This is a genomic window from Megasphaera sp., from assembly GCF_047831605.1.
GTDB lineage: Bacteria > Bacillota > Negativicutes > Veillonellales > Megasphaeraceae > Megasphaera > Megasphaera intestinihominis.
Window position 1 is genome coordinate 230,835 of record NZ_CP181255.1, and the last position, 22,427, is coordinate 253,261.

Annotated in this window: 22 protein-coding genes; 3 read left to right on the plus strand and 19 right to left on the minus strand. The window is 52.1% G+C overall.

Annotated elements, in window-relative coordinates:
• Positions 1-123 precede the first annotated feature (123 nt).
• Positions 124-654 (plus strand): hypothetical protein, encoded by a 531-nt coding sequence (locus tag ACFWUB_RS01190; RefSeq protein WP_416184065.1) that lies wholly within the window; start codon positions 124-126, stop codon positions 652-654.
• 238 nt (positions 655-892) lie between these two features.
• Here ACFWUB_RS01190 and ACFWUB_RS01195 read toward each other — a convergent pair whose 3' ends face one another.
• The 14 genes from ACFWUB_RS01195 to ACFWUB_RS01260 all read right to left on the minus strand — a co-directional run bounded on the left by ACFWUB_RS01195 (position 893) and on the right by ACFWUB_RS01260 (position 12,370).
• Positions 893-1,252, minus strand: a complete 360-nt coding sequence (locus ACFWUB_RS01195) for an HNH endonuclease (RefSeq protein ID WP_416184066.1) — start codon at positions 1,250-1,252, stop codon at positions 893-895.
• 376 nt (positions 1,253-1,628) lie between these two features.
• Positions 1,629-2,045 carry a hypothetical protein gene (locus ACFWUB_RS01200; protein ID WP_416184067.1) on the minus strand — a complete coding sequence of 139 codons (417 nt, stop codon included), beginning with the start codon at positions 2,043-2,045 and terminating at the stop codon, positions 1,629-1,631.
• A 29-nt stretch (positions 2,046-2,074) separates the two neighbouring features.
• Positions 2,075-3,445 (minus strand): SNF2-related protein, encoded by a 1,371-nt coding sequence (locus ACFWUB_RS01205; protein WP_416184068.1) that lies wholly within the window; start codon positions 3,443-3,445, stop codon positions 2,075-2,077.
• Positions 3,442-3,735: a VRR-NUC domain-containing protein gene (locus tag ACFWUB_RS01210; RefSeq protein ID WP_292107817.1), complete on the minus strand. Its 294-nt coding sequence runs from the start codon at positions 3,733-3,735 to the stop codon at positions 3,442-3,444. The genes ACFWUB_RS01205 and ACFWUB_RS01210 overlap by 4 nt, the downstream gene beginning before the upstream one ends.
• A 129-nt stretch (positions 3,736-3,864) precedes the next feature.
• A complete protein-coding gene (locus tag ACFWUB_RS01215; RefSeq protein WP_416184069.1) occupies positions 3,865-6,153 on the minus strand; it encodes a phage/plasmid primase, P4 family in 2,289 nt (762 codons plus the stop codon).
• Complete coding sequence (locus ACFWUB_RS01220) at positions 6,150-6,494, minus strand: DUF4406 domain-containing protein (RefSeq protein ID WP_289001906.1); 345 nt, start codon at positions 6,492-6,494, stop codon at positions 6,150-6,152. Before ACFWUB_RS01220 ends, ACFWUB_RS01215 begins: the two co-directional genes overlap by 4 nt.
• A gap of 46 nt (positions 6,495-6,540) precedes the next feature.
• The gene (locus ACFWUB_RS01225) at positions 6,541-6,762 is read right to left on the minus strand and encodes a hypothetical protein (RefSeq protein WP_289001907.1); all 222 of its coding nucleotides are present in this window, start codon (positions 6,760-6,762) and stop codon (positions 6,541-6,543) included.
• Positions 6,762-7,430: a Rha family transcriptional regulator gene (locus ACFWUB_RS01230; protein ID WP_289001908.1), complete on the minus strand. Its 669-nt coding sequence runs from the start codon at positions 7,428-7,430 to the stop codon at positions 6,762-6,764. Before ACFWUB_RS01230 ends, ACFWUB_RS01225 begins: the two co-directional genes overlap by 1 nt.
• Positions 7,431-7,519: 89 nt before the next feature.
• Positions 7,520-9,508 (minus strand): DNA polymerase, encoded by a 1,989-nt coding sequence (locus ACFWUB_RS01235; protein ID WP_416184376.1) that lies wholly within the window; start codon positions 9,506-9,508, stop codon positions 7,520-7,522.
• 67 nt (positions 9,509-9,575) lie between these two features.
• Complete coding sequence (locus tag ACFWUB_RS01240) at positions 9,576-10,142, minus strand: DUF2815 family protein (protein ID WP_416184070.1); 567 nt, start codon at positions 10,140-10,142, stop codon at positions 9,576-9,578.
• Positions 10,143-10,154: 12 nt separating this feature from the next.
• Positions 10,155-11,282 carry a DUF2800 domain-containing protein gene (locus ACFWUB_RS01245; protein ID WP_256179333.1) on the minus strand — a complete coding sequence of 376 codons (1,128 nt, stop codon included), beginning with the start codon at positions 11,280-11,282 and terminating at the stop codon, positions 10,155-10,157.
• Positions 11,272-11,583 (minus strand): rRNA biogenesis protein rrp5, encoded by a 312-nt coding sequence (locus ACFWUB_RS01250; RefSeq protein ID WP_101912217.1) that lies wholly within the window; start codon positions 11,581-11,583, stop codon positions 11,272-11,274. The genes ACFWUB_RS01245 and ACFWUB_RS01250 overlap by 11 nt, the downstream gene beginning before the upstream one ends.
• Complete coding sequence (locus ACFWUB_RS01255) at positions 11,570-11,740, minus strand: hypothetical protein (protein WP_170087491.1); 171 nt, start codon at positions 11,738-11,740, stop codon at positions 11,570-11,572. Before ACFWUB_RS01255 ends, ACFWUB_RS01250 begins: the two co-directional genes overlap by 14 nt.
• A gap of 129 nt (positions 11,741-11,869) precedes the next feature.
• Positions 11,870-12,370 carry an RNA polymerase sigma factor gene (locus tag ACFWUB_RS01260; protein WP_320594075.1) on the minus strand — a complete coding sequence of 167 codons (501 nt, stop codon included), beginning with the start codon at positions 12,368-12,370 and terminating at the stop codon, positions 11,870-11,872.
• 321 nt (positions 12,371-12,691) lie between these two features.
• Here ACFWUB_RS01260 and ACFWUB_RS01265 point away from each other — a divergent pair, with 321 nt between their 5' ends.
• Positions 12,692-13,609, plus strand: a complete 918-nt coding sequence (locus ACFWUB_RS01265) for a hypothetical protein (protein WP_320594074.1) — start codon at positions 12,692-12,694, stop codon at positions 13,607-13,609.
• A 438-nt stretch (positions 13,610-14,047) separates the two neighbouring features.
• Here the strand turns inward: ACFWUB_RS01265 and ACFWUB_RS01270 are convergent, their stop codons facing one another.
• Positions 14,048-14,752 carry a type I restriction-modification system subunit M N-terminal domain-containing protein gene (locus ACFWUB_RS01270; RefSeq protein WP_416184071.1) on the minus strand — a complete coding sequence of 235 codons (705 nt, stop codon included), beginning with the start codon at positions 14,750-14,752 and terminating at the stop codon, positions 14,048-14,050.
• 893 nt (positions 14,753-15,645) lie between these two features.
• The gene (locus ACFWUB_RS01275) at positions 15,646-16,812 is read right to left on the minus strand and encodes an aromatic amino acid transport family protein (RefSeq protein WP_292298963.1); all 1,167 of its coding nucleotides are present in this window, start codon (positions 16,810-16,812) and stop codon (positions 15,646-15,648) included.
• A gap of 261 nt (positions 16,813-17,073) precedes the next feature.
• Between ACFWUB_RS01275 and ACFWUB_RS01280 the strand changes: the two genes are divergently transcribed.
• A complete protein-coding gene (locus ACFWUB_RS01280; RefSeq protein WP_020311539.1) occupies positions 17,074-17,526 on the plus strand; it encodes a DUF6173 family protein in 453 nt (150 codons plus the stop codon).
• Positions 17,527-17,778: 252 nt separating this feature from the next.
• Here ACFWUB_RS01280 and ACFWUB_RS01285 read toward each other — a convergent pair whose 3' ends face one another.
• From ACFWUB_RS01285 to ACFWUB_RS01295, 3 genes are read right to left on the minus strand one after another with little or no spacing between them, the layout of a single operon-like run.
• Positions 17,779-20,823 (minus strand): efflux RND transporter permease subunit, encoded by a 3,045-nt coding sequence (locus ACFWUB_RS01285; protein WP_416184072.1) that lies wholly within the window; start codon positions 20,821-20,823, stop codon positions 17,779-17,781.
• A complete protein-coding gene (locus tag ACFWUB_RS01290; RefSeq protein ID WP_020724059.1) occupies positions 20,820-21,911 on the minus strand; it encodes an efflux RND transporter periplasmic adaptor subunit in 1,092 nt (363 codons plus the stop codon). The genes ACFWUB_RS01285 and ACFWUB_RS01290 overlap by 4 nt, the downstream gene beginning before the upstream one ends.
• Positions 21,908-22,369, minus strand: coding sequence for a MarR family winged helix-turn-helix transcriptional regulator (locus ACFWUB_RS01295; protein ID WP_020724058.1), 462 nt, complete (start codon positions 22,367-22,369; stop codon positions 21,908-21,910). Before ACFWUB_RS01295 ends, ACFWUB_RS01290 begins: the two co-directional genes overlap by 4 nt.
• Between the last annotated feature and the right edge of the window lie 58 nt (positions 22,370-22,427).

Here is a 22,427-nt window from a genome sequence, read left to right on the forward strand (position 1 = left end):
TTTACACAAAACTCTTGACACACCCCCTTTCTTCATGAAAACATCGTCACTGTAATATCTTATGATTAAATTTTATGATATACTTATTACAGTAATAATAATTATCTTATAGGAGGTAATGTGATGGGAGCAATTAAGAAACTTTTAATTTTATTTATAGTAGTAGGCTGTTTTGCGTTTACTGGATGTGGAAATGAACCCAAACAACCACCAAAAGATGAAGTGACACAACGAATTGAGGCTGAGTTCGAAAGTTTCAACAAAGTATATCATAAATATTCAGGTGTTGATTCGTTTGAAGTTAAAGATTTATATGAAAGTAACAGAAATCCAGATTATGCAAAGGTACAAGACTTAATCCACAAAACCATTCAGACTGCGGATAAAAACATACAAGAATTAAATAACCTTAAAGCAAATACACCTAAAGAAATGTTAGATTTACCAAATGTTGGTACGAAACTTGATTATAGTATAGAAATTGCAGAAGAACAAAAAAAATTAGCAGAAGCTGTTAGAAATCGTGATACTGCTGCATTTGATGAAGCTTACAATAACATATTAAATTTAGAAACTTCGATTAAAAAATTCGAGCATTATGATGATAGATATTTAAAAGATGCTATTGCTGATGCAAAAGGTAAACCAAGATAAAGATATTAACAATAATGACCTAGAGCAATAAAATATAAAGAAAACTCTTTCCATATAGCTTAGAAAAAGTTTTCTTTATGCACAAAAAGGTCTGAGCATCAAATCCAACACCCCGAATATATAAATGTTCTGCCGGTATCCCCCCTATGGAATTTCGCGTTTTTTCACGTTTGAGGGGGCGGCGGTCATGGACGGAAGGGCTGCAGAGATTTGCATCCCCCCCGCCCTACGGACGGATTCAGTACTTGTACTCGATGTTCCGGTCTTCGGTCATCGTCTTATGGTCATGGCAGCTCTTGCAAAGGGGCTGCCAGTTCGTTTCGTCCCAGAACAGTTTCGCATCACCGCGATGCGGTTTGATATGGTCAACGACCGTTGCCGGGACGAGACGGCCTTTTGCTTCGCAGCGAATGCACCAGGGATGACGTTTCAGGAAAAACTTCCTGGCCTTCTGCCACTCCCATCCGTAGCCACGTGTTTCTGCATCAGCCCGTTCCCCCTGGCACCGTTGTTCATGTTCGTCACAATATTTTCTTCCGTATGGCACCCGCTTCGGACATCCCGGATACTTGCACGGTGTCTGCGGTCTTCTTGGCATACTCTGCTTCCTTTCCCTACTGAAACCTGTTATACTAAGATTACAAGAACGGTCTGACTTGTCAGTGACAGGAGTACTCCCACTGCAACTCCCGCGTTCTTCAGGCAAAGGATGTGTTGTCGGCGGAAAAGCCGAGGTCTGCTGCAGAAGATTTTGGCCCCGAGATACCATCACAACCTTTACCGCTAAGAGAGCCCGTCTATGGCCAGAATGCCGCTGCTGTTTTCAGTAGCTTGCGCTGGATGTTACTGACGGGTTCTCTTTTTTTTGCATCAAAAAAGGACCGATGGCTTCAAGCCTCGGTCCTTCATTCTTTCTTGCTGATTATAGTATATCTTACAGAAGCCAGTGACATCAAGTGCTGTTTAGGTGACATTTAGTGACATCCGGCAGGAATTTCGATGTGTTTCAAGGCCTCGTCATGCAGACGGTACACCTGGCGAACGTGGAGTCCGATGGCATCGGCAATGGACGCCCAGTCTTTGAAGGCCAGATAGCGGAGTTCCAGGACAACCCGTTCCCGGTCATCCGGCACCCGGCTGACAGCCTTCATGATGTCTGCCTTGAGTTCTATCAGATGGTCGATGTCCTCATCCACTTCGTTTTCCATATCCATCATGCGAGTGATAGTTTTTTCCAGCCGGTGCGGGTCTGGCGTTCCGCTCGGCGGCACCGGGCTGATTGTCGATGACGCCTTGATGGCCAGCTGCCGCAAGGCAGATACTTGTTCCAGCTTGCTGTCTATCTGGATATTGATATTTCGTGCCCGTTCCAGGTACGCTTTTACTTCCATACGTTTTTCTTCTCCTTCTGTTTGCCGCTTCATAGTATACCCCCGTTTCCCGGTTCCATCATCCCCAGGTCAGCCTTCACCGCGTCGATCAGTGCGGCCTGGGTTCCGTCTTTATGTTCCAATACTTTCAGAATGCGCTCATCAATCGTGCCTTTGGCCACGATGTGCTGTATGATGACCGTACGGCTCTTCTGCCCCTGCCTCCAAAGCCGAGCGTTGGTTTGCTGATACAATTCCAGGCTCCAGGTCAGGCCGAACCATATCAGGATAGAGCCGCCCTGCTGCAGGTTCAGCCCATGTCCGGCAGAGGCCGGATGAATCAGGGCCACGGGAATCCTGCCGGCATTCCAGTCAGCAAAGTCCTGCGATTCCTTCAGCTCTCTGGCCTCCATGCGCTTCTGGATGCGTTTCTTATCGTGCTTGAACCAGTACACCACCAGGACTGGCTGCCCGTTAGCGCTTTCCACCAGATCTTCCAGGGCATCCAGCTTCCGGTCATGGATATTTACGACGTTCTTGTCGTCTGTATAAATGGCACCGTTCGCCAACTGCGAAAGCTTCAAGGTAAGCGACGCGGCATTGGCGGCTGTGATTTCGCCGCCTGGAAGTTCCAGCACCAGGGATTTCTTCAGTTCATTATACCGTTCCTTTTCTTTCTCGCTCAGGCTGACCTCCTTCGCTACGCTCACCAGCTCCGGCATTTTCAAGTAATCGGTCGCCTTCATGGACACGGTGATGTCGGCAATCTGGTGATAGATGGCTTCTTCCGCTCCCAGCAGGGGTTTGTAGGAATACACCACCATGCCATTGCGCTTATCCGGCTGGAAGTACAGGTTCCGGTACTGGCGAATATATCTCCCCAGCCGCTTTCCCATATCCAGGATGCGGAACTCGGCCCAGAGATCCATCAAACCATTGCCGCTGGGTGTACCTGTAAGCCCGACGATGCGTTTCACCCTGGGACGCAGGGCCTTCATGGCCCGGAACCGCTTCGACTGGTGGTTCTTGAAGCTCGACAGCTCGTCCAGAACGACCATATCGAAATCCAGGCAGCTGTTCTGATACAGCCAGGCTAGGTTCTCCCGGTTCACGATATAGATATCCGCCTCCTGTTGCAAGGCCCGTCTCCGTTCTGACACGCTGCCGACCACGACAGAACAAGTCAAAATTTTCAGGTGATCCCATTTCCGGATTTCTTCCGGCCAAGTATCCCGAGCGACCCGCAATGGCGCTACGACCAGTACATGTTTGATTTCGAAGGAATCGTACATCAAATCGCGGATGGCCGTCAACGTCGTCACTGTCTTGCCAAGTCCCATGTCCAGGAACAGAGCCGTAACCGGATGGGTCTTGATGTAGTCGATGGCATATTTCTGATAATCATGTGGCACGAACTTCATCCGGCACTGCCTCCTTCCATAATGTTATCCAGCATCCCGGAAATATCTTCAACAGCATCCAGGACAAACACACGGAACCCGAGTTTCCTTAGCAGCTTATGCCGTTTCTCCTGAAGCAGTCTGGGCTTTCTGCCTCGGGCCTTCACTTCTACAAATGCCATTTTTCCATCAGGGAAAAGGAGCAGACGGTCCGGCATGCCGCTATAGGATGGCGACACGAATTTCAGTGCCATCCCGCCGCACCGTCTGACTTCCGTCACAAGTTTTTGTTCGATTTCTTTTTCACGCATTGCTATCCCCCCTTTATTTAAAGGGTGCAGGTCTAGAAAGTCTTCACCTAAACCTCTTATATAGGTATATATTTTTTATCCCTTATAGGACTTTTTATAGAGAGGTACACCGACCTGCACCTTTACATTTCAGTCTAAGAAATCCTGTCCTTCTTTCAGCCTCAAGCCATAGACAAGGATTCCTTTTTTTGTCTTCCGGCGGATAAATCCAGCTTTTTCCAAATTGCCATAAAAGTCCGATGTGCTTCTGATGTATTCGCCACTTTGCATACAGATGACCCGGTACTGCTGATACAGTTTCCCGGACTTCTCTGTGAATGACGGATCAATGTCGCAGTGGTCTTCAAGGAATTGTCCCAGCCAGTCATTGTCCTCACGGTATTTTTCCACGGCATCCCGCACGGCTTGGGGCTCATCAATTTTGAAGCCTTTCCGGATTGCCGATTCCGCCCCTTCGATGATCCATTTCATGATGGCAGGCCCCGCATGATTGAACAGATAATCCGAGTAGTTCTTGATATCGCTTTTCCCGGTAATCTTGGCGTTAAACGGGATGACAATCAGCCTTCGCCACGTCCCGTCATCATTGGCGGAAACCTTGGGAAGGTAATTGGTATACAGAACCAGGGTATGGGATGGGACGAAATGGAACGGGTCCTTGTATTTCTTCTCCGCCTCGATGGGATCAACCGAACAAATCTGCTTGACCATGCCTGTGTTCAGCCGCTGCCCTTCTTCCAGCTCTGATGCGATGATAAGCCGCTTGCCCTTGAGTTCCGCCATTTCCGGCTTCACATTCCGCTTGCAGCTCATGGTCAGGGCATCCGCGGAAATCTTCCCGGAGTAAGTGCCAAGCACCCTGGCGATGGTGTTCCAGAAAGTGGACTTGCCGTTCGCCCCGCCGCCATAGGCGATAATCATCTGTTCGGCATAGACCCGCCCGACAGCCGCCATCCCGACGATTTCCTGCACATACTGAATCAGTTCCCGGTCATGGCAGAAGAACAGGTCAAGGCTCTCCTGCCAGAGGCCTTCTCCCTTATCGCCCGGCGAGCAGGCCGTGATTTTCGTAATGAGGTCGTCCGGGTCATGGGGATGCCCGCCACCTGTTCCCTGCGTAAGGTCATACGTCGCTTCCGGCGTATTCAGCAGCTCCGGGTCATAGTCCAGTTCGGTGACATCCAAGGCGAGCATCGGTTTGGCTGCATTCTGGGTGTTGACGATGTACCGGTAATTGCGGTATTTCATGACGAATTTTTTATAGGCGTCCGCCCCCAGCAGCGCATGAAGCAGGCCGAGTTTTTTCTCTGGCACTTGGTTTGCCAAAGCCTTCCCCCTGGCCCTGACATCGGCTTCCGGAATGCCTATGGCCACCAGCGCTTCTTCCGCCATGCGAATCTTGTCTTCTGCGTCTATCAGCTGGTCATCCATGAAATCTTCAATGATGCCGAGGGCTTTCGGCCTGTCTTCGTACCAATGGTCGCCGATGAATGCGATATAGTCCGTCGCGCTCGTATAACGGAGCCTTCCCATGCATGCCCTGGCCAGCACTTTTGCCTCGCCGATATCCGAGTAATCGTCCGGCTTTAAAATATAGCCAAACGGGTTGTCATATTCATCTGGCGAGATATAGCCTTCACTGCTTTCGATTTTGTTTTTGAAAAACTTCAGCGCGCTTTTCCAGATTGTCCCCAGTTCCTTATCCGGAAGCGGCGGGTTGCATTGGGCGGCCCGTTCCAGATAGGCTTCATACGCCCTGTCCGTATCGCCGAAACGCTTCAACACCCGGCTTGCGAAATGGGACATCGTGTTGTTGCGGCTGCCTTCCGGGATGGAACCGCCCGTGTACAAAGGCGGTTCCGCCGAGCCTTTGTCATCAGGTTCGGCGTCTGCCAGCGCTTCATCAATGGTACGCTGGCCTTCATGCCAGAATACATCCGCCGGCTTTACGTCCGCGCCGTACAGGAACCGCGCTGCGTCCAAGGCTTTCCCATCAAAGAACGCATACCGTTTCATGCCGGCGCTTTTGAGGGCGGCATACGTCTCCCTGTCCGTGCATTCCGTGATGGGTGCAATCAGATGGAACCTCGGCCTTTCCGCGTATTTCCCCTTGGGCAGCATGTTATGCCGGCTCGGCGAGGCGGCAAAGGCGATATCTGCCAGGTCGCCTTCCGCGAGTGTCTCCGGCGTCACCCATTCATCCGGGTTGTCTGTCTGGTCATTATCGCAATCCCACACAATGGCGTCTGCTGCGATGAAATTGTCGTTGGACCGGTAATTATTTTTATAGGCGGCCGCTACATGGTCATGCGATACAGCCGCAGCCAGGTCTTCCGGCCCGCTGATAACTGCCTTGTGCGGGTACAGGCAGTTCGTTTCGTTTCCTGTGCAGTCCGCTGTGTATAAGGTGAATTTCATATACGTTCCTCCTTGCAGTTCTCTGTAAAATAACGGATTCTCTTTCCCTTGCGCTTCGCATAGCCGATTTCCTTTTGCATCCCTTCCGATACCGTATCCCCGAACACCCAGAGTTCCGCACATTTGGACAAAAGGGCGATGTCCATGAACAGGGCCAGCTCCCGTTCCGTACTTTCGTCCATGAACTGCGGCAGGAACAAGTGGGGCGCCATGGGGATGCAGCCCCGGTCCTTTGCATAGCGGCAATACTCCCTGGCCTTCTGTACATTGGCCGCGGTATCTCCCGCGTAGGGCGAACAGATATAGACCACCGGACGGAACGGGAACCTTGGCGGTTCCACGTTCCGGATGGCTTCATACGCGGTGGGGTCAGCATAATGCTCGGCGTTACGCTTCAGGCTTTCCATGCTTCAATTCCATCACTTTCCGTGAGCAGTCCTCGCACATGACGGATGTGCCGAACAGGTCGCCCTTCCCGTCGCCCAGCACTTCCTCCAGATCCACCAGGACTTCCCTGCCGCAGACCGGGCAGCGGCAGAACACATTTTCATCGTTGATTTCGATATTGATTTCCGTTGTATCTCCGATAGTTTCCTTAACATAAAACATTATTGCATTCCTCCTAATTCTGTAAGATAGTAACTCGTGAGCATCTGTTTGCGCTGCTGGAAATCCGGGCAGGAATAGAGCAGGCCGTAATCCAGGTGCTGCAGCCGATCCAGGGCATAAATCTGCTGTGCCGTAAGATAAGGCCGGATGCTCTGCCCTTTCTCGATGCCGTTGGCCAGTCGGAACTGTTTGGCCGACATCCCGAGAACGATGCGGTTCAGCATGTCGCATTCGTTGCTGAAATGGTAAGGCTTCGGGCTTTCATGCAGGCGGCAGATCATATCCGTCAGCATCGGGAATTCCTGCCGGGCAGACAGGAGCGACCGGATGCATTGCTCCATCTCGTTGAAGCGCTGCATATAGAGTTCTTTGAAATGCATTGCCTTGGGACCGGTATACCCCATGACCAGCATAGTGAAGCCATCACGCGTCATCAGGTAACGCGGCAGTTTTCTGCCTCTGGTATCACGATATGTACTGGACTCAAAGTTGGATGCAATGAACGTTTCACTCAATCCAGATTTGGATTCAGTGATTTTTGCGATATCACGCAGCACATGGAAATGCTGTTTACCAAAAATATCAGCGACAAACAGGCTGTCAACCCTTGGCACACCTCCCTGATCAGCAAATACGCCAAGCTCATCTTCCGGAATCAAAAATTTCATAGCGAATCCCGCCTTTCTTAAAATAAATATCCGAGGAAATTCCCTCTGATAGTAAAAGGACAAAATCCGCTACTTTAAGTACCTCCGCTTCAATCTTTTTGATAAAATTCGTACTCATACCCGTCTGCCCGGAGCAATAACCCTTCGGCCCATGGAGGTGTCCGCCCCATCTGCTCGCAGATGGCATCGACGCTGACATTTCTGTTGCACTCGATAATCAGTTCATCATGAACATGGCCAACAATATCACTGCATCGAAGAGTTTGCATGGCATAGCAAAGGATATCCCGGCTGATGCCCTGGACGATGTTTTCCACGAACTTCGGGCCGTAGCTCTCCAACCGTTCCCACTTCTTTGTTGCGCCGATGCCTTCATAGTTGACGGATTCCCCGCCGAAACGGTTCTCACCTATTCTGGGTTTCACATAAGAAAGCCGCCGTCCGCTGGGAAGCTGGATGAACAGCATGCCGCTCTGGTACAGGAAGCGGATGCAGCCCACCCGCATGGGGATGTGTTCTTTGATGGCCGTCTTCACGGCGGCATCTACCTGCCACCAGAAATCGACGATATGCGGATTGGCTGAACGCCAGGACTGCACTAAAGGATACAGTTCATCTTCCGAAAGCCCCATGTCCATGGCACCCATCGCCTTCAACGCACCGACAGAGCCGCCATAGCCAAGGGCCAGTTCTGCGATTTTCCCTTTCTGCCGAAGATGGCCATTGATACCATGTTTTTCCACGGGAACACCGAACATGGAGCTAGCCGAGGCGCAGTAGATATCGCCATTTCGAGCAAAAACGTCTGAACGCCATGTTTCTCCTGCCAGCCACGACAGTACTCTGGCTTCAATCGCTGAAAAGTCCGATACGACAAACTTCATACCTTGCCGTGGTATAAAGGCGGTGCGGATGAGTTGGGAAAGGACATCGGGAATAGAGTCATACAGAAGTTCCAAAGCTTCATAATTTCCCTGACGCACCAAGTCTCGGGCTTCCGAGAGGTCCGGCAGATGATTCTGGGGCAGATTCTGCAGCTGGATGTGTCGGCCGGCAAACCGCCCGGTTCGGTTGGCCCCATAGAACTGGAACATGCCTCTCGCCCTTCCGTCCTTGCAGGCTGTCATCTCCATTGCCTGGTATTTCCGAACTGAGGACTTTGCCAGTTTCTGCCGGAGCAAAAGCACACTGCGCAGCGGCTCGGCTGCCGTTTTCAAAAGTTCCTGCACGTTCTTCTTCCCAAGGGAATCCGTCTTCATGCCGTGTTCTTCGAGCCACCCGAGCATCTGGGTGACGGAATTGGGGTTCTCAAGACCAGTCCTTTCCTTTAGTTCGTCCATCAAGGATTCCCGGCTTCGGGCATCTATGGCTACGGCCTGAGCGACCAGCGTCCTGTCGATGGCGATGCCTCGGTCGTTGATTTCCTGGTCCAGATGGTATTCGTCCCATACACTTTCTGGTACAGGGTAGTTCTTCAGCCGTTCCTGGATGGCCATTTCTACTTCCACATCCCGTTTGTTGTAGGACTTGAACAATGTCCACTTGTCCGGCGCATGCTGCGGAAGATTCCTCGTCCTGCCGCCATTCGACTTAGTTTCCTTGCAAGGAACACAGAAATAACGGATCAGGTCTCTGCCTTCCTTCATCTTCTGGCTGTCCAGCTTCAGCACGGCCCCGGCTCCTTCCAGCGACAGCGGAAGGCCCATATAAGCCGACCAGACCATAGAGCATTTCCATCCTGCCGGGTTAAGGAATCTGGCGCATTCCCGGGAAAGAGGATGATGGTCATGGAACGGGTCCAGACTCATCCCCAGGTCAATCAGGTACCGCGACAGGCAAACCCGTTCGAAGCTGGCATTGAAGGCCCACTTGGTAATGGATTCATCCGTCAGCGCATCCAGAATTTCATCCGGGATGCTTTCTCCCTGTGCCAGATCGACCACCTGCACTTCGCCGCCGTCCACGGCATAGCCGAAGATAAGAATCTCAAAGGCTGGCGACTCTGCATACTTGTATACGCCGCACCTGGCCAGATTGACATCACTGTAGCTTTCAATATCGATACTAATGGTTTTCATGGATTTCACCTCGAGTAAAAAGGTGGCAGGAGCCATCCTGCCACCCCAAACACATTCACTTCATTCGTTAGTCAAGGAAATCATCATCGTCAGCTGTAGCAAAATCATCTTCTGCACGGGGCTTGCCACCGAGGGGTTCGCCATCACGGATTTTCTGCAGATTGTTCAGTCCGCAAGCAATGCCTTTATTGCCGTTGCTGTTAAAGGCATAGAAGTTGATGGACGCACGGCCATAGACGCCGGAGTAGACTTCAGAGCGTTCCAGGATATGCTGGCAGTCGGCATCGACGATGCCCGGCTTGGTAGCCGAATTGGCATTGACGAAGAAGCTGTCTTTATAGGCGTCATCGCCCGGGCGTTCCAGGTCGCCGTCACGGAGCGGCGTCTTGATGGCTTCGAGAGCCGGTACAGTGCGGCCATTGCCCTTGAGCTTGCTTTCGCCTTCTTCGTAAGCAGCCTTGATGGCAGCTCGGACGCTTTCGACCGTTTCCGTATCGGACTTCGGAATGATGAGAGATACACTATACTTCGGCGTACCACCATTGATAGACTTCGGGTCCCAAACATTTGCATAAGACCAGCGGGTATTGACTCCTGTGATTACCTTACAAGGATTAGTAAATTTTTTTGTCATGATAAATTCCTCCTAATTTTCAATATTGAAATCGTCTGCCGCGGTGTGCATGGCCGGGCGTTTATCCGATTCCGGCACCAAGACTGGCTTGCCCTGCGGCTTTTCAACTAAATCTGACAACAATTCTTCGAACCGCTTCTTGCCAAGTTGTTTCGTCATCGCCGTAATGCCGAGCAGCTTTTTTTCATACGGGTCGAAGCCTGCTTCTTCTACTTTGGCGGCAACGGCGTCTTCGCTGACGTACCGACGGTTCGACCGGCCTTCGACCAATTTCCAACCGGCCCACTGCTTGCCGGAAAGGGCTTGATGCAGGGCGTAATCTTTGACGTCGCCGGCCCAGTTCACCAAGTCATCGGCCTTGGCCAGGACGGCTTCGATTTCTTCATCCTGAAGCGTGGACGGGACGGCGAAATCATACTGAGCCAGTTCCAGGTTATATTCAGCCCTCTTGCGGCATGTCGCCTTGATTTTGCAGAAACGGCAATGGTCGCCAGCCTTGTACTCCCCTTCGCCTTTGGCCGCCAGTTCCGCGGCGGGCTTCAACACCGTTTCGGCCCACTGGAGCAGCTTTTCTTTGCTCATGGTGCAGGTACTGACGTTGTCCCGGCGGGGCTGGAAGATGGTCATGGACACCTGGTGGATATCATAGATGCCATCGAACAAGTTCAGTGCGCCGAGGGCATAGCACATCATTTGCGGATTCTTCTCGGCATCCACCAGGACTCCCAGGCCGTTCTTGTAATCGATGACCGTCAGGGTATCGTCGGCCACGATGAGGCAGTCGCCTGTTCCGAACCCGCCAGGAACCCACTTGGAAAAGTCCAGCTGCTGTTCAATCATAATCAGCGGGTCCTTGCAGGATGCTTTGGCCGCTGCCAGACATTCCATAACGAACTGCGCATATTCATCAGTGCATTCCGCCATCTCCTCATCAAAGTACGTCAGGGATTTCGTCGGGTCTTCCATCTTCTGCCCCAGAGCTGTCTTCACCTTGAATTCGCAGAGCGTATGGGCATCTGTTCCCTGGCGGGCGAATTCACTGGAGGTATCCGGCAAATTGGCACATTCCTGGGCGGACGGCGGGCAGGCCAACCATCGGTAGCAGGAAGATGCGGACAGCATCGCGTGTTTACCCGGCATGACCGATCACCTCTAGCTCCTTTAGGAACGCTTCATACTGTGCCGCATCAATGCCGGACAGCTTGTCCGCCCCATACTTCTGGATGAGGCTGCGGACTTCTGCTGTGAATCCCTTGCGAGCCTTGTCGGCAGCAACTTTACGGACATCTTCCAGGGTCAGCGGCTCTTCAGCCTTCTCAGATTTTGCTTCTGAAGCTGGCGGATTATCTTCTTTCACCGCCATGGCTTCGGAAATCTTCAGCAGCGCCTTTCCGCAATCGGTCAGGGCTGCTGCCAGTTTCTGCAATTCATCGTTTGTCATACGGATTGACTCCTTTCACATGTCTTTGCATCGATAAGAGATGGATGTTCCTGGCGATACTGCGGGTCGTGGCGCTGATGGCCATCAGCACTGCCGCCAGTTCCCGGTTCAGCTTTTGCTGCTGAGCCAGTTTCTCAGGTGTCTGTGTGTGAATCATCTGTCTGCCTCCTTCCTGAAGAGCTTCTTCGTTCGCCCTTCACCAGTAATAGGACAACCGCGTTATCGTTAAGTACCGATTTCAAAAAAAAATCCGGCCACTTTTTTTTGCAGCCGGATTTTTCCCCATTTAACGGAAGTCTTCGAGGTGTTCCTTTAGGAGTGCATAGAGCTTATGTTTGCGCTTGTTCACCGCTTTCTGGCTCAAGCCGACGGCCTTCCCGGTCGCCGCTTCGCTGGAACCATCGGCAAGCATTAGCAGGATAGTCCGATTGATGTCCTGCAGGGCTGCCAGTTCTTGGCGCAGCGCTGCCAGCAACTCTTCCTTCAGAATTGTTTCTTCTAAGTTGAAGTCATCAGGCACCTCCAGCTCGTAGTCATCCCGCACCTTGTCCGCCGATACCTCATCGGTGCCATGTCTTTGTTGGCGTTTATCTTCCCGCCAGAGCGGACGCATGTATTCATAGTACTGTTCTTTGGTAGCCGGGATGAGGATAGCACGAACCATCCGATTGCCAATTTTCCACCATCGAATCGCGCAGTTTTTGTACTCTTCGGTGATGATTGTTTCTGACGTGACTTCCAAGGGAATAAAATACTTTTTACTATCTTTTGTCGGTACATTTGCCATTAGTGGGCTCCTTCACATAACTTGAAGCGAAGACCCACACAGGCAGCCTGTTGTAATTGACCATAGATGCAATCTCCGCTTCTAATGGCCAACCATCCCAGTAGGCTGACGTATGAAATTATCAAATCGGCTCGCCGCTCTGGGCACCCTTGCGTCCAAAGGTGAACATTGAGCCGGTTTTAAAAAATTGTTATACTAAACATACGAGGAAATTAGAATAACTTCCTTGCCTAAATAGTAGCAAATTGGACTGCTGCTGCTGTATCCACTTGTTTCCAAAAGTGGACAGAAATGGACACTTCCCAACAAGGAGAATCATCAATGAATTCAGAACTAAGCGAACTTCTAAAAATTCTAAAAAATTACATCGGAGACAAACCGTCAATCCAAGAATTCATAGGTTATTTTTTTAGTCTGCTTATAGATAAGGCAGGCTTAACTAATGATGAACGTCTCGACGAACGTCTCGACGAGATAACACTTGCCCGAAAACAGAACAAATCTACTGCTAATAAAATATTTAGTGGTAGCCGCCCAATTCCAAAGAAAATAGCCCGCTTTATAAATGCGCATTTTACCCAAACCAATTTGATTGATGAATTATATAAAATCCCCGATGATGCAAAAACGGCGTTGATAGAGACTATAAATAAATCTAAGACAATTAAACTGACATGTACTGAAGATGATGTAGATGAAAAAATAGCCTCCAAAATCCAAGAACTCATACAAAATCCTCTCATTTCAACGACCTCCTCAAAAAAGAAAACAACTAAGTTAAAACCGTATACTAAAAAGAAAGAGTCTAATTCAAAACAACGGCCTCAAACTGATTCAGAGTTACTTTCTGCATTAATACATGACTTTAATAAATATTTAAAATTCTGTATTGATACTGACTTGAGAATCACTCCTATGCCATTTGATTACCCATCTGATGTAGAACTTCTTGTTAACAAATGGAAACATCACGACTGGGACTTCAAAGATACACGATTGACAAAACTTAAAAATGATATCGTCCAACAATTGGATTCGTATTTTACGTATTGGTCGTGTCATCTTTTTTACGATCCTTCCAAAAATCTTGACTATTTTATATATCCGCACCCTTCATATCCGCAGTCCGAGGCCGAAAAAGCTGCACTGGATGAAAAAATAAAGGCTGATATGATAACGTCTGATAAGCTACATGCCCAATTATGCTGCTTTGTAAAAGCCAATAACCTATCTATATAAATAAAAAAAGAGCTATCTATATGACCTTTTGGTCAATATAGATAGCTTCTTTTGCAGTTCCGTACATAATGTAGGACTATCAGGTAACTTCTATTTTATTAAATTCATGTCTTTAACAGCATCAACTTGTATTACAACATCGTCCCAAGGGATCAAGATCAGCTCATTCTTGCTTGTTTTCACTTCTAGCATTACCTTTTTCCCCTCAACAATAGCATCAAAAACGCGTTGCCCATTACATATGAAATTAAAGTTTATTTGACTCTTGTTTTATATCCATAATACAGCATTGACGATAAAAAGCTATCGTTACTTCCGTATTCGTATTGTTCTTTCGCCAGCCTTCGTACCTCACCATATTCTCCTCTATTTTTAGGCATAAAAAAATACCAGCAAATTGCCGGTACTATCAAATCCCAGTAAATATGTACGTTTAGCCTATGCACACCATTTAAAATATTGTATCAATCCCGAGCATCTTTGCTCATAACAGGAATATGTAGCATCTTTAATCTGGTCTTCTACGGGGTAGAAAGCTAAATCGGCCATGAGTTCGACGACATCGCGGGGCGTCCAGTGTTCCCCAGCTTCTTCGTTGTTTTCTTCGTTGAAACGGCGGATGAGTTCCTCGAAAATAGTCCCCATGCCATGATTGTCCAGACCTGGAAGCTTTCCGGGCTTAGGGCTCAAGTTAATATCGGGTGACGTGAATTTTTCAATGACCGCCCCCAGGATATCAGCATCGACCATGGTCCGGATCTGGTCGCGGAACTTGAATTTATCCAGGATTTCCTGGACGTTCGGCGAAAAGCCGTCGAGATAGGCCTTGAAGTCTGCTTCCAAGGTCTGTTTCTTACCCCTGCTGGTCAGGTCCTTCAACAGGAACGGCGAAGCGTTACAAAAAGCCTGACCTGCTGCATTGCACAGTGCCGGCCACTGGTTGTCGATGTGCGCTGCATCCAGCTGCTCTTTCATGGTGAGCACGGTTTTCTTGGTTCCTTCCAGCATAGCGTCGAGACGGCGGATGACCGTCATGGGCAGGATAACGTCCCGGTACTTGCCCCGCACGTATACATCTCGCAGGCAGTCGTCTGCGATGCCCCATATAAAACTGACAATCGAATTATATTCCTGATTATCCATTCCATTTCCTCCATCCCGCCATCTTTCCAGCGGCTATTTATTGTATATGGCATAATGCCCATGATTATTCTGATACATTGATTGTATCATGATAACTGCGACAGAGCAATTTTCCCTAAGAGTAGCACAAAAAAGAGCTATCGCACGTGCGACAGCTCCATATTTTTGTCAGTCCCTCAATTCGGCCAGCCTGACGCGCAATTTTGCCAGGCCCCGTTTGGCCGTCCGCCGGATGAGGCTTTCGTCCCGATGGTAGATGCGGCCTATTTTAGTTTGGGAGCTGACGCCCCCGCCGGTCGCAGAACGCAGTTCGCCATTCGCCAAACCATGTCACATGGTCCAAATAGACTATAGTCGACTGTTCGCAACGGGCTACCCAGCCACTGCTGTCTGTTTTGACGGCCGTAGCGACGTCCCGCACGAATCCTGTATGCAGCCGGAATTTATAACTAATGGCATACGGTCGTAATACAATAATGAATTTGTTACAGCGTAGCCGCATCCGTAGGGTCCGCCCAAATTCTTTTTGACCTTCGAGTACAAGCGATGGCCAGAACGGATAGCAACAGCGGGCGGCCCGCTACGCGCTGAGGGCTTCCCGAAGCGTCGTTGTCAGTTTGAGTCTGTCGCGGCGGAACGCCACTTCTGATTCCGAAAAAAAGCCGCGGCTCCTCTCCCTTCTCTCTTCTTTATAGGTAACGCGTTACAGAGGCACGGGAAGCAAAAAAAAGCGGCTGTCGCATTAAGCCAAAAATGCATAATGCAACAGCCGCTTCCGGGATATGTACGATTTCCCGACCTACTTGCCAGAAAAATTGTCCCAATTCCTAACGGGTCGCCCACGTGGCGTCCCCTACTATCCTAAAAATACTCTGCAGATTACAAATGCTATCCTACCACGCCGCAGGCAGCCAGCCGCAGAGGCTGAGGATGGCATAGACGCCGGCACTGGCAAAGAGGAGGACGACCAGGGTCTGCATGATGGGATGGGCGATCCAGCCGCATTGCCAACACGGTTTCTTGTCGCCGTGTTTCCGGGAACTGCGCAGCATGAAGACGGGCAGGATGGACATGATGATGCCGCCGAAGGTGCCGGCGCTGAAGATGGCGTTGACAAAGCCGACGAGGCCGCTGTAGGCCAGGAGGACCGGCGGGATGACGATGAAGGCCAGGCAGGCCGCCCGCGTGCGGATGTCCGTTTCCGACTTGAAGCCCAGGCGGTCGATCATGTTGGTCAGGAAGCTTTCAGCAATGGCCCAGAACGACGTCAGCATGGCGCAGAAGGCAAAGGCATTGACGATGACGAAGAAGACCGGCGATCCCAGGGCGCGGCCCCAGGACAAGGATGCGACTTCCGAAATTTCATCGACGGGCAGCATGAGGAAGACGGCCAGCGGGACCAGGGCCAGGATGACGAAGGAAATGCCGGCCCCGGCCAGGATGGACGGGACGAGTTTCCCCGGTTCGTGCGTGAAGCCCCGGGAAATTTCCGGTACGATGTACTGGACGGCGTAACAGAAGACGGCAATGTTGAAGACCGGCACGGCATACATCCAGTGGGTATAGAGGATATCTGCGACAGGTACGCGGGCCGAAAAAAGTGACGCGCCGACGAGGAGAATAAGCATGGCCGTCATACCTGAACTCAAATATTTCTCTGCTACCCCGGTTGCCTTGAGGCCCAGCCAGACGACGCTCGTCGCCCCGAGGGCAAAGAGGCAGCTGGCCATTTCCAGGGAAATGCCGAAGAATTCGCTCAATATCTTGCCGCAGCCGCTGGTATAGGCGATGAGGCTGCAAAACGACGTGGCCCCGACGGAAAAGAAAATCAGCCAGGAACCGATCTTGCCGACGTACTTTTCAGCCAGGCCCGACAGCTGTAAGGGCCTCGTGGTGCGCAGCGTCGCTTCGGCGACATAGAGCATGGAGATGATAGAAAAAAAGCCTGCTACGACAAGCCACGTAAGCAGGACGGGCCAGCCGGCATTGCGACTGGCAAAAGCTAAACCTAAAACACCGGAACCTATGGTAGACCCGACGACCATCATCGTAGCCTCCATAAACGTAAGACGATGTACCTTGAGAGCCGCCTCTTTTTTCGCAGCTCCCGCCGATATAGTGTCCAACTCGTTCACATATTCCATGAAGAAAAAACCTCTTTTCGTGTGAAAATATGTTACCTGATGTCAGCATGTCTTGACCATTATACCATATCAGCATAGGGATGCCAAGAAAAAAAGCCTGCTACCCGGAAAAAAGTAGCAGGAATTGCCTCATCCTATGTCTAAATGATATAATGAGAATGATAAGGAGGGATTTTTATGGCAGACGTAAACGATAAGAAAAAACAAAAGGCCCCCGAAAAAGAGGCAGCTGCAGAAAAGGAACTGACTATCCTCCAGCCCGGCGCCGTCCCGGAAGAAGAAGACGACCCGGAAGCGCCCTATCTGGCTTCCGACATGTATCAGCGCATCGTCGCCCTGATCAACAACTTTGAATCGGGCCTGCCCGACGACATGCAGGCCGGCGGGCGCCTGGTATCGGCTGGCGACATCACCTTCAGCATCCAGGACATCGGCTACTGGGACCCGAACATGATCGTCTTCTACGGCGAATTGTCCGACGGCTCGGCGGTCGAACTAGTCCAGCACATTTCCCAGCTCAACTTGCTCCTCGTCGCCGTCCCCCGCCACGACGACATCGAAAAGCCGCGCCGCATCATCGGCTTCAACCGCAAGAACGAACCGGACATTGCTACGGACCCGGAAGACTGACGCCTCAGGCTTTCGGATCATGGCAAAAAAGTCCTGCCGCATGTGCGACAGGACTTTTTTGAGTGATTAGTAGCTAGTGGCTAGTGGTTAGCGGATGGTCTTAAATTTAAAACTATCTTCTACAAACTCCGTACTACAAACTATGAAGAGCAACCTCTCAGTCAGCTTCGCTGACAGCTCTCCTATAAGGAGAGCCCTTGCGGGCCGCCTTTCAGGACGGCCCCTACGAGCCACGAACCACGAGCCACTAAGCTAACTTGTTCTCTTTACTTTGAACCAGGCGGCGTACATGGTCGGCAGGACCAGCAGGGTCAGGACGGTGGCGACGAAGAGGCCGCTGGCGATGGCGACGGCTAGGGGGCCCCAGAAGACGCTCTTCATGAGGGGTATCATGCCCAGGATAGCCGCAGCGGCCGTGAGCATGATGGGCCGGAAGCGCATGACCGCCGAGTCGATGACGGCATGCCATGGGTCTTCGCCGGCAGCCATATGTTTCTGTATCTGGTCCAGGAGAATAATGGAGTTGCGGATAATCATGCCGCCCAGGGCCAGGATGCCCAAATCGGCGACGAAGCCCAGGGATTTCCCGAAGAGGAGCATCCCCCAGGAGACGCCGATGAGTCCCATAGGCGCCGTAATCAGGGCCAGGAACATGAGCGACGGACTGCGCAGCTGGAACATGAGCAGGGTCATGATGATGATGACCATGACCGGTACCGGTACCAGGAGGTACTTCAGGGACTTCTGGCTGTTTTCCAGGGCCCCGTCGACTTCGACGGTATAGCCAAAGGGCATGCTTTCCCGGATATCGGCAATGGAATCGTAGGCTTTCTGCGTCGCATCGTTGGCCGTACCGGACTTGATGCCGCCGTTGATGGTGATGGTCGGTTTCAAATCGCGGCGCCAGATGAGGCCATCTTCGCCTTTATAGGAAATAGTGGCAATCTGTTCCAGCGGCACGTAACCGGCCTGGCCTACGTAGACGGGCAGGCTCTTGATCTTGGCCAGGTCATTGCGGTCGCTGTCCTGGAGGCGCAGCTGGATGCCGATGGTCTTATCGGCCGCATAGTATTGGGCGACCGTCGCCCCGGACAGTTCCGTATACAAGGTCTGGGCAATGTCTTCACCGGAAATGCCCATGGCCCGCAGCTTATTCTGATCCAGGTCGACGTGCATGATCTTATTTTTCTGGTCCCAGTTGAGGAAGACATTTTCCGTATTCGGGTCCTTGGCAATGCGCGCCGCGATCTGCTGGGCATAGGCTTTGACCTTATCCGTATCGTAGCCGGATACGCGCAGCATGATGGGGTAATCCGACGGCGGCCCTAAGGGCACGTTCTTGACGTTGCAGCGGACGTTGGGGAACTTGTCGGCCATTTCCTGTTTGATGGACTGCGTCAATTCTTCCCTCGTCTGCGTATCCTTGGCGACGACGACGAACTGGGCGTAGTTATTGGCCGGCAGGACCGGTTCGATGGTCAGGACGAAACGCGGTGCCCCTTCGCCGACGTAGTACGAATAATCTTTGAGCTTCGCCTGCTGACTGTCCAGATACTGGGCAAAGCGGGATGCTTCCTTCTGCGTGGCCTGCATGGACGAGCCTTCAGGCAGGGTCATTTCGACGATGAGTTCCGGCCGCAGGGAGGGCGGGAAAAATTCCTGGGGAATGAGTTTCATCATGCCGACGGACAAGATGAACATAGCCGCTGTCCCGCCGATGACTAATACCCGGTGGGTCAGGCACCAGGTCAGGACCTTGCGGAAGAAGACGTAGAACCGGCTCTGATACAAGGGCTCCGGCTCTTCGCCTTTGGCCACTTTCGGCTTGATCAGGTAATAGCCGAAGAGCGGTGCCACCATGACCGATACAATCCACGACAGGACCAGGGCCGCCGTGATGACTGGGAACAAATCCTTACAGAATTCCGACGCCGCCCCATCGGCAAAGGCGACGGGGATGAAGCCGGAGCAGGTAATGAGGGTCCCCGTCAGCATGGGCTTGGCCGTCGCCTTGAAGGCATAGCAGGCCGCATCGACGCGGTTCATGCCCTTCTCCAGCTGGACCGTCATCATTTCGACGGCAATGATGGCGTCGTCGACGAGGAGGCCCAGGGCGATGATCAGGGAACCTAAGGAAACCTTATGCAAGTCGATGCCGGCTACTTCCATAACACAGAAGACGCCGGTCAGGACCAGTGGGATACAGAAAGCGACGACCAGGCCCGTCCGCAGTCCCAGGCTGAGGAAGCTGACGACGAGGACGATGATGATGGCTTCACGCAGGGTGTTGGTAAAGTCGCTGATGGACTCTTTGACGACCTGCGGCTGGTCCGATACCTGGTGGATTTCCATGCCGGCCGGCAAATCGGATTTGAAGCTTTCCTGCAACTTCTTCAAGTTTTCGCCGAGCTGGAGGTTATTGCCGCCGCTCTTCATGGACAAGGCGATACCGACGGCAGGCTTGCCATTATAGAACATCTTCGGGTCCGCCGGTTCCGTATAGCGCCGTTCGACCGTGGCGATATCGCCCAGGCGGAAGACGCGGCCATTGGCATTGATGGGCAGGTTGCGGATGGCTTCGACGTCTTCAAAGACACCGGACAGGCGCAGGTAGACGTTGTCCGACTGGGTATCGACCATGCCGGCCGGCGTCATCTGGTTCTGGCCTTTGACGGCATTGGCGATGGTCGTCGGCGCAATCCCCAGTTCGGCCAGTTTGGAATTGGCCACTTCGATGTAGACCTTTTCCGACTGTTCGCCGACGAGTTCGACTTTGCTGACATCGTCGACGGACATCATCATGCGGCGTATCTTTTCCGCTTTCTGACGCAATTCTTCATACGAATAGCCATCGCCGGTGATAGCATAGATAGAACCGTAGACGTCGTCGAAACGGTCGTTGTAATAAGGCCCATAGACGCCTTCGGGCAAATCTTTCTTCATATCTTCCGTCAAATTGCGGACTTCATGCCAGGTGCTGCGGATGCTGTCGCGCGGCGCCTTGTCGTCGAGGTAGACGTAGATGACCGACTGGCCGGGCCGGGAATAACTCTTGATGTAATCCAGGTTCGGCGTATCCTGCAGTTTCTTTTCGATTTTATCCGTCACCTGTTCCTGCATCTGTTCCGCCGTGGCACCGGGCCAGGCGACGGAGACGACCATAGTCCGAACCGTATACGTCGGGTCTTCCATGCGGCCCAGTTTCATGTAGGAAAAGATACCGGCAATGGCGACGAGGATGATGAAGTACCAGACGAGGACGCGGTTGTGAATAGAGACTTCCGATAAATTTCTCATTCATCTTCCCCCTCTACGCGGACTTTCTGTCCTTCACTGAGCATATGGACGCCGGCCGTGACGACGACATCACCGCGGCTGAGGCCCGTGACTTTGACCGTATTATCGCCAAAATCCTGGACCGTCACGTCTTTCAGGGACAAGGTCTTATCCTTGCCGACGACCCAGACCTGGGGCGTGTCGCCGGTCTGATAGATGGCGGCCAGCGGCAGGACGAAGGTATCTTCAGCGGCTGCCTGTTCACTGCCGTTGGCAACCGTAGCCGTCATGCCGAGCTGCATGCCGTCCGGCGGATTGGGCAGGGAAATATTGACCTGGTACGTCCGCGACGCCGCATCGGCCATAGGAGCCACTTCGCGGACGACACCGGCGGTCTGCTGGTTCTGGAGGGCCCAGAAGGTGACGGTCACGTTCTTGCCGACCGGGAAATCAGCCAGTTTATTTTCCGGTACATTGACCTGGACTTCCAGGTCCCCTGAATGGACCAGGGTGACTACAGTCTGGCCGGCAGCGACGACCTGGCCGACTTCCGCCGATACGGCTGAGATGACGCCGTCGGCATCGGCCGTGAGCTGCGTATAGGATAACTGGTTTTCCTGCGCCTGCTGGGCTGCCAAGGCCTGGTTATACTGGGCCGAAGCCTGGTCGTAAGCCGTCTGGTACTGGTCCAGGACGGACGCGCTGATGGCATCCATATCGTATAATTGCTGATAACGGGTTAAATTGGACTGGGCCAGCTGGAGCTGAGCAGCAGCGGCGTCGACCTGGGCCTGGGTCTGATTGACAGCCTGGGCCACGTCTTTCGGGTCGACCGTCATCAGGACGTCTCCGGCATGGACCTGGGAGCCGAGCTGGACGTTGCGGGCCGTAATGCGGCCGCCGGCCTGGAAGGACAAATTACTCTGGTATCGGCCCTTGACCGTCCCCGAATAGGTACCGGCCGTCGTGCCCGCCGTTTCACTGCCGACCTGGATGGCCTTGACCAGCTGGGGCTGTTCGGCCTGCTGGGTCTGCTGGCCGCAGCCTGTCAGGCCCAAGGCCGTCAGGACGGCTATGACGAGGACTGTATATTTCCAATCGCGTTTCATGGCTTCATCTCCTTTGTGGGATTAAGGGCAGCAATATCGGCTTCAGCGGCATTGTCGGCCACTTGATGCATGAGCTGCAACGCCGGCCCCAGCGTCACCTCATCGACGCCCTGGACGAGGACGTCGACCCATTTCCTTAAAATCTCTTCCATCGTATCCTGCAGCTCCCGGGCCTTGGGCGTCAAATAGAGATACTTGTAACGCCGGTCCGTCCCCTGCTGGCGCCGGCTGACGAATCCCTTCGCCTCCAGCGTCTTCAGATTCCGGGCCACCAGGGCTTTGTCGGCCTGCATGACCTGACAGAGCTCATTCTGCCGGCAGCCATCGTGGCTGTACAAACTCAGGAGCGTCACATGTTCCGAATAAGACAAATTCCAAGGACGGCACGCTTCGACCACATAGGCTTGGGAACGCTGGTTGATGACACTGAAATCATGACCAGCCTTCAAATAATCCATGTGCTGCATCCCCTTTTCTTCAGTAATTAGTTGATTTGCTCAACCATTTGTTTCCAGT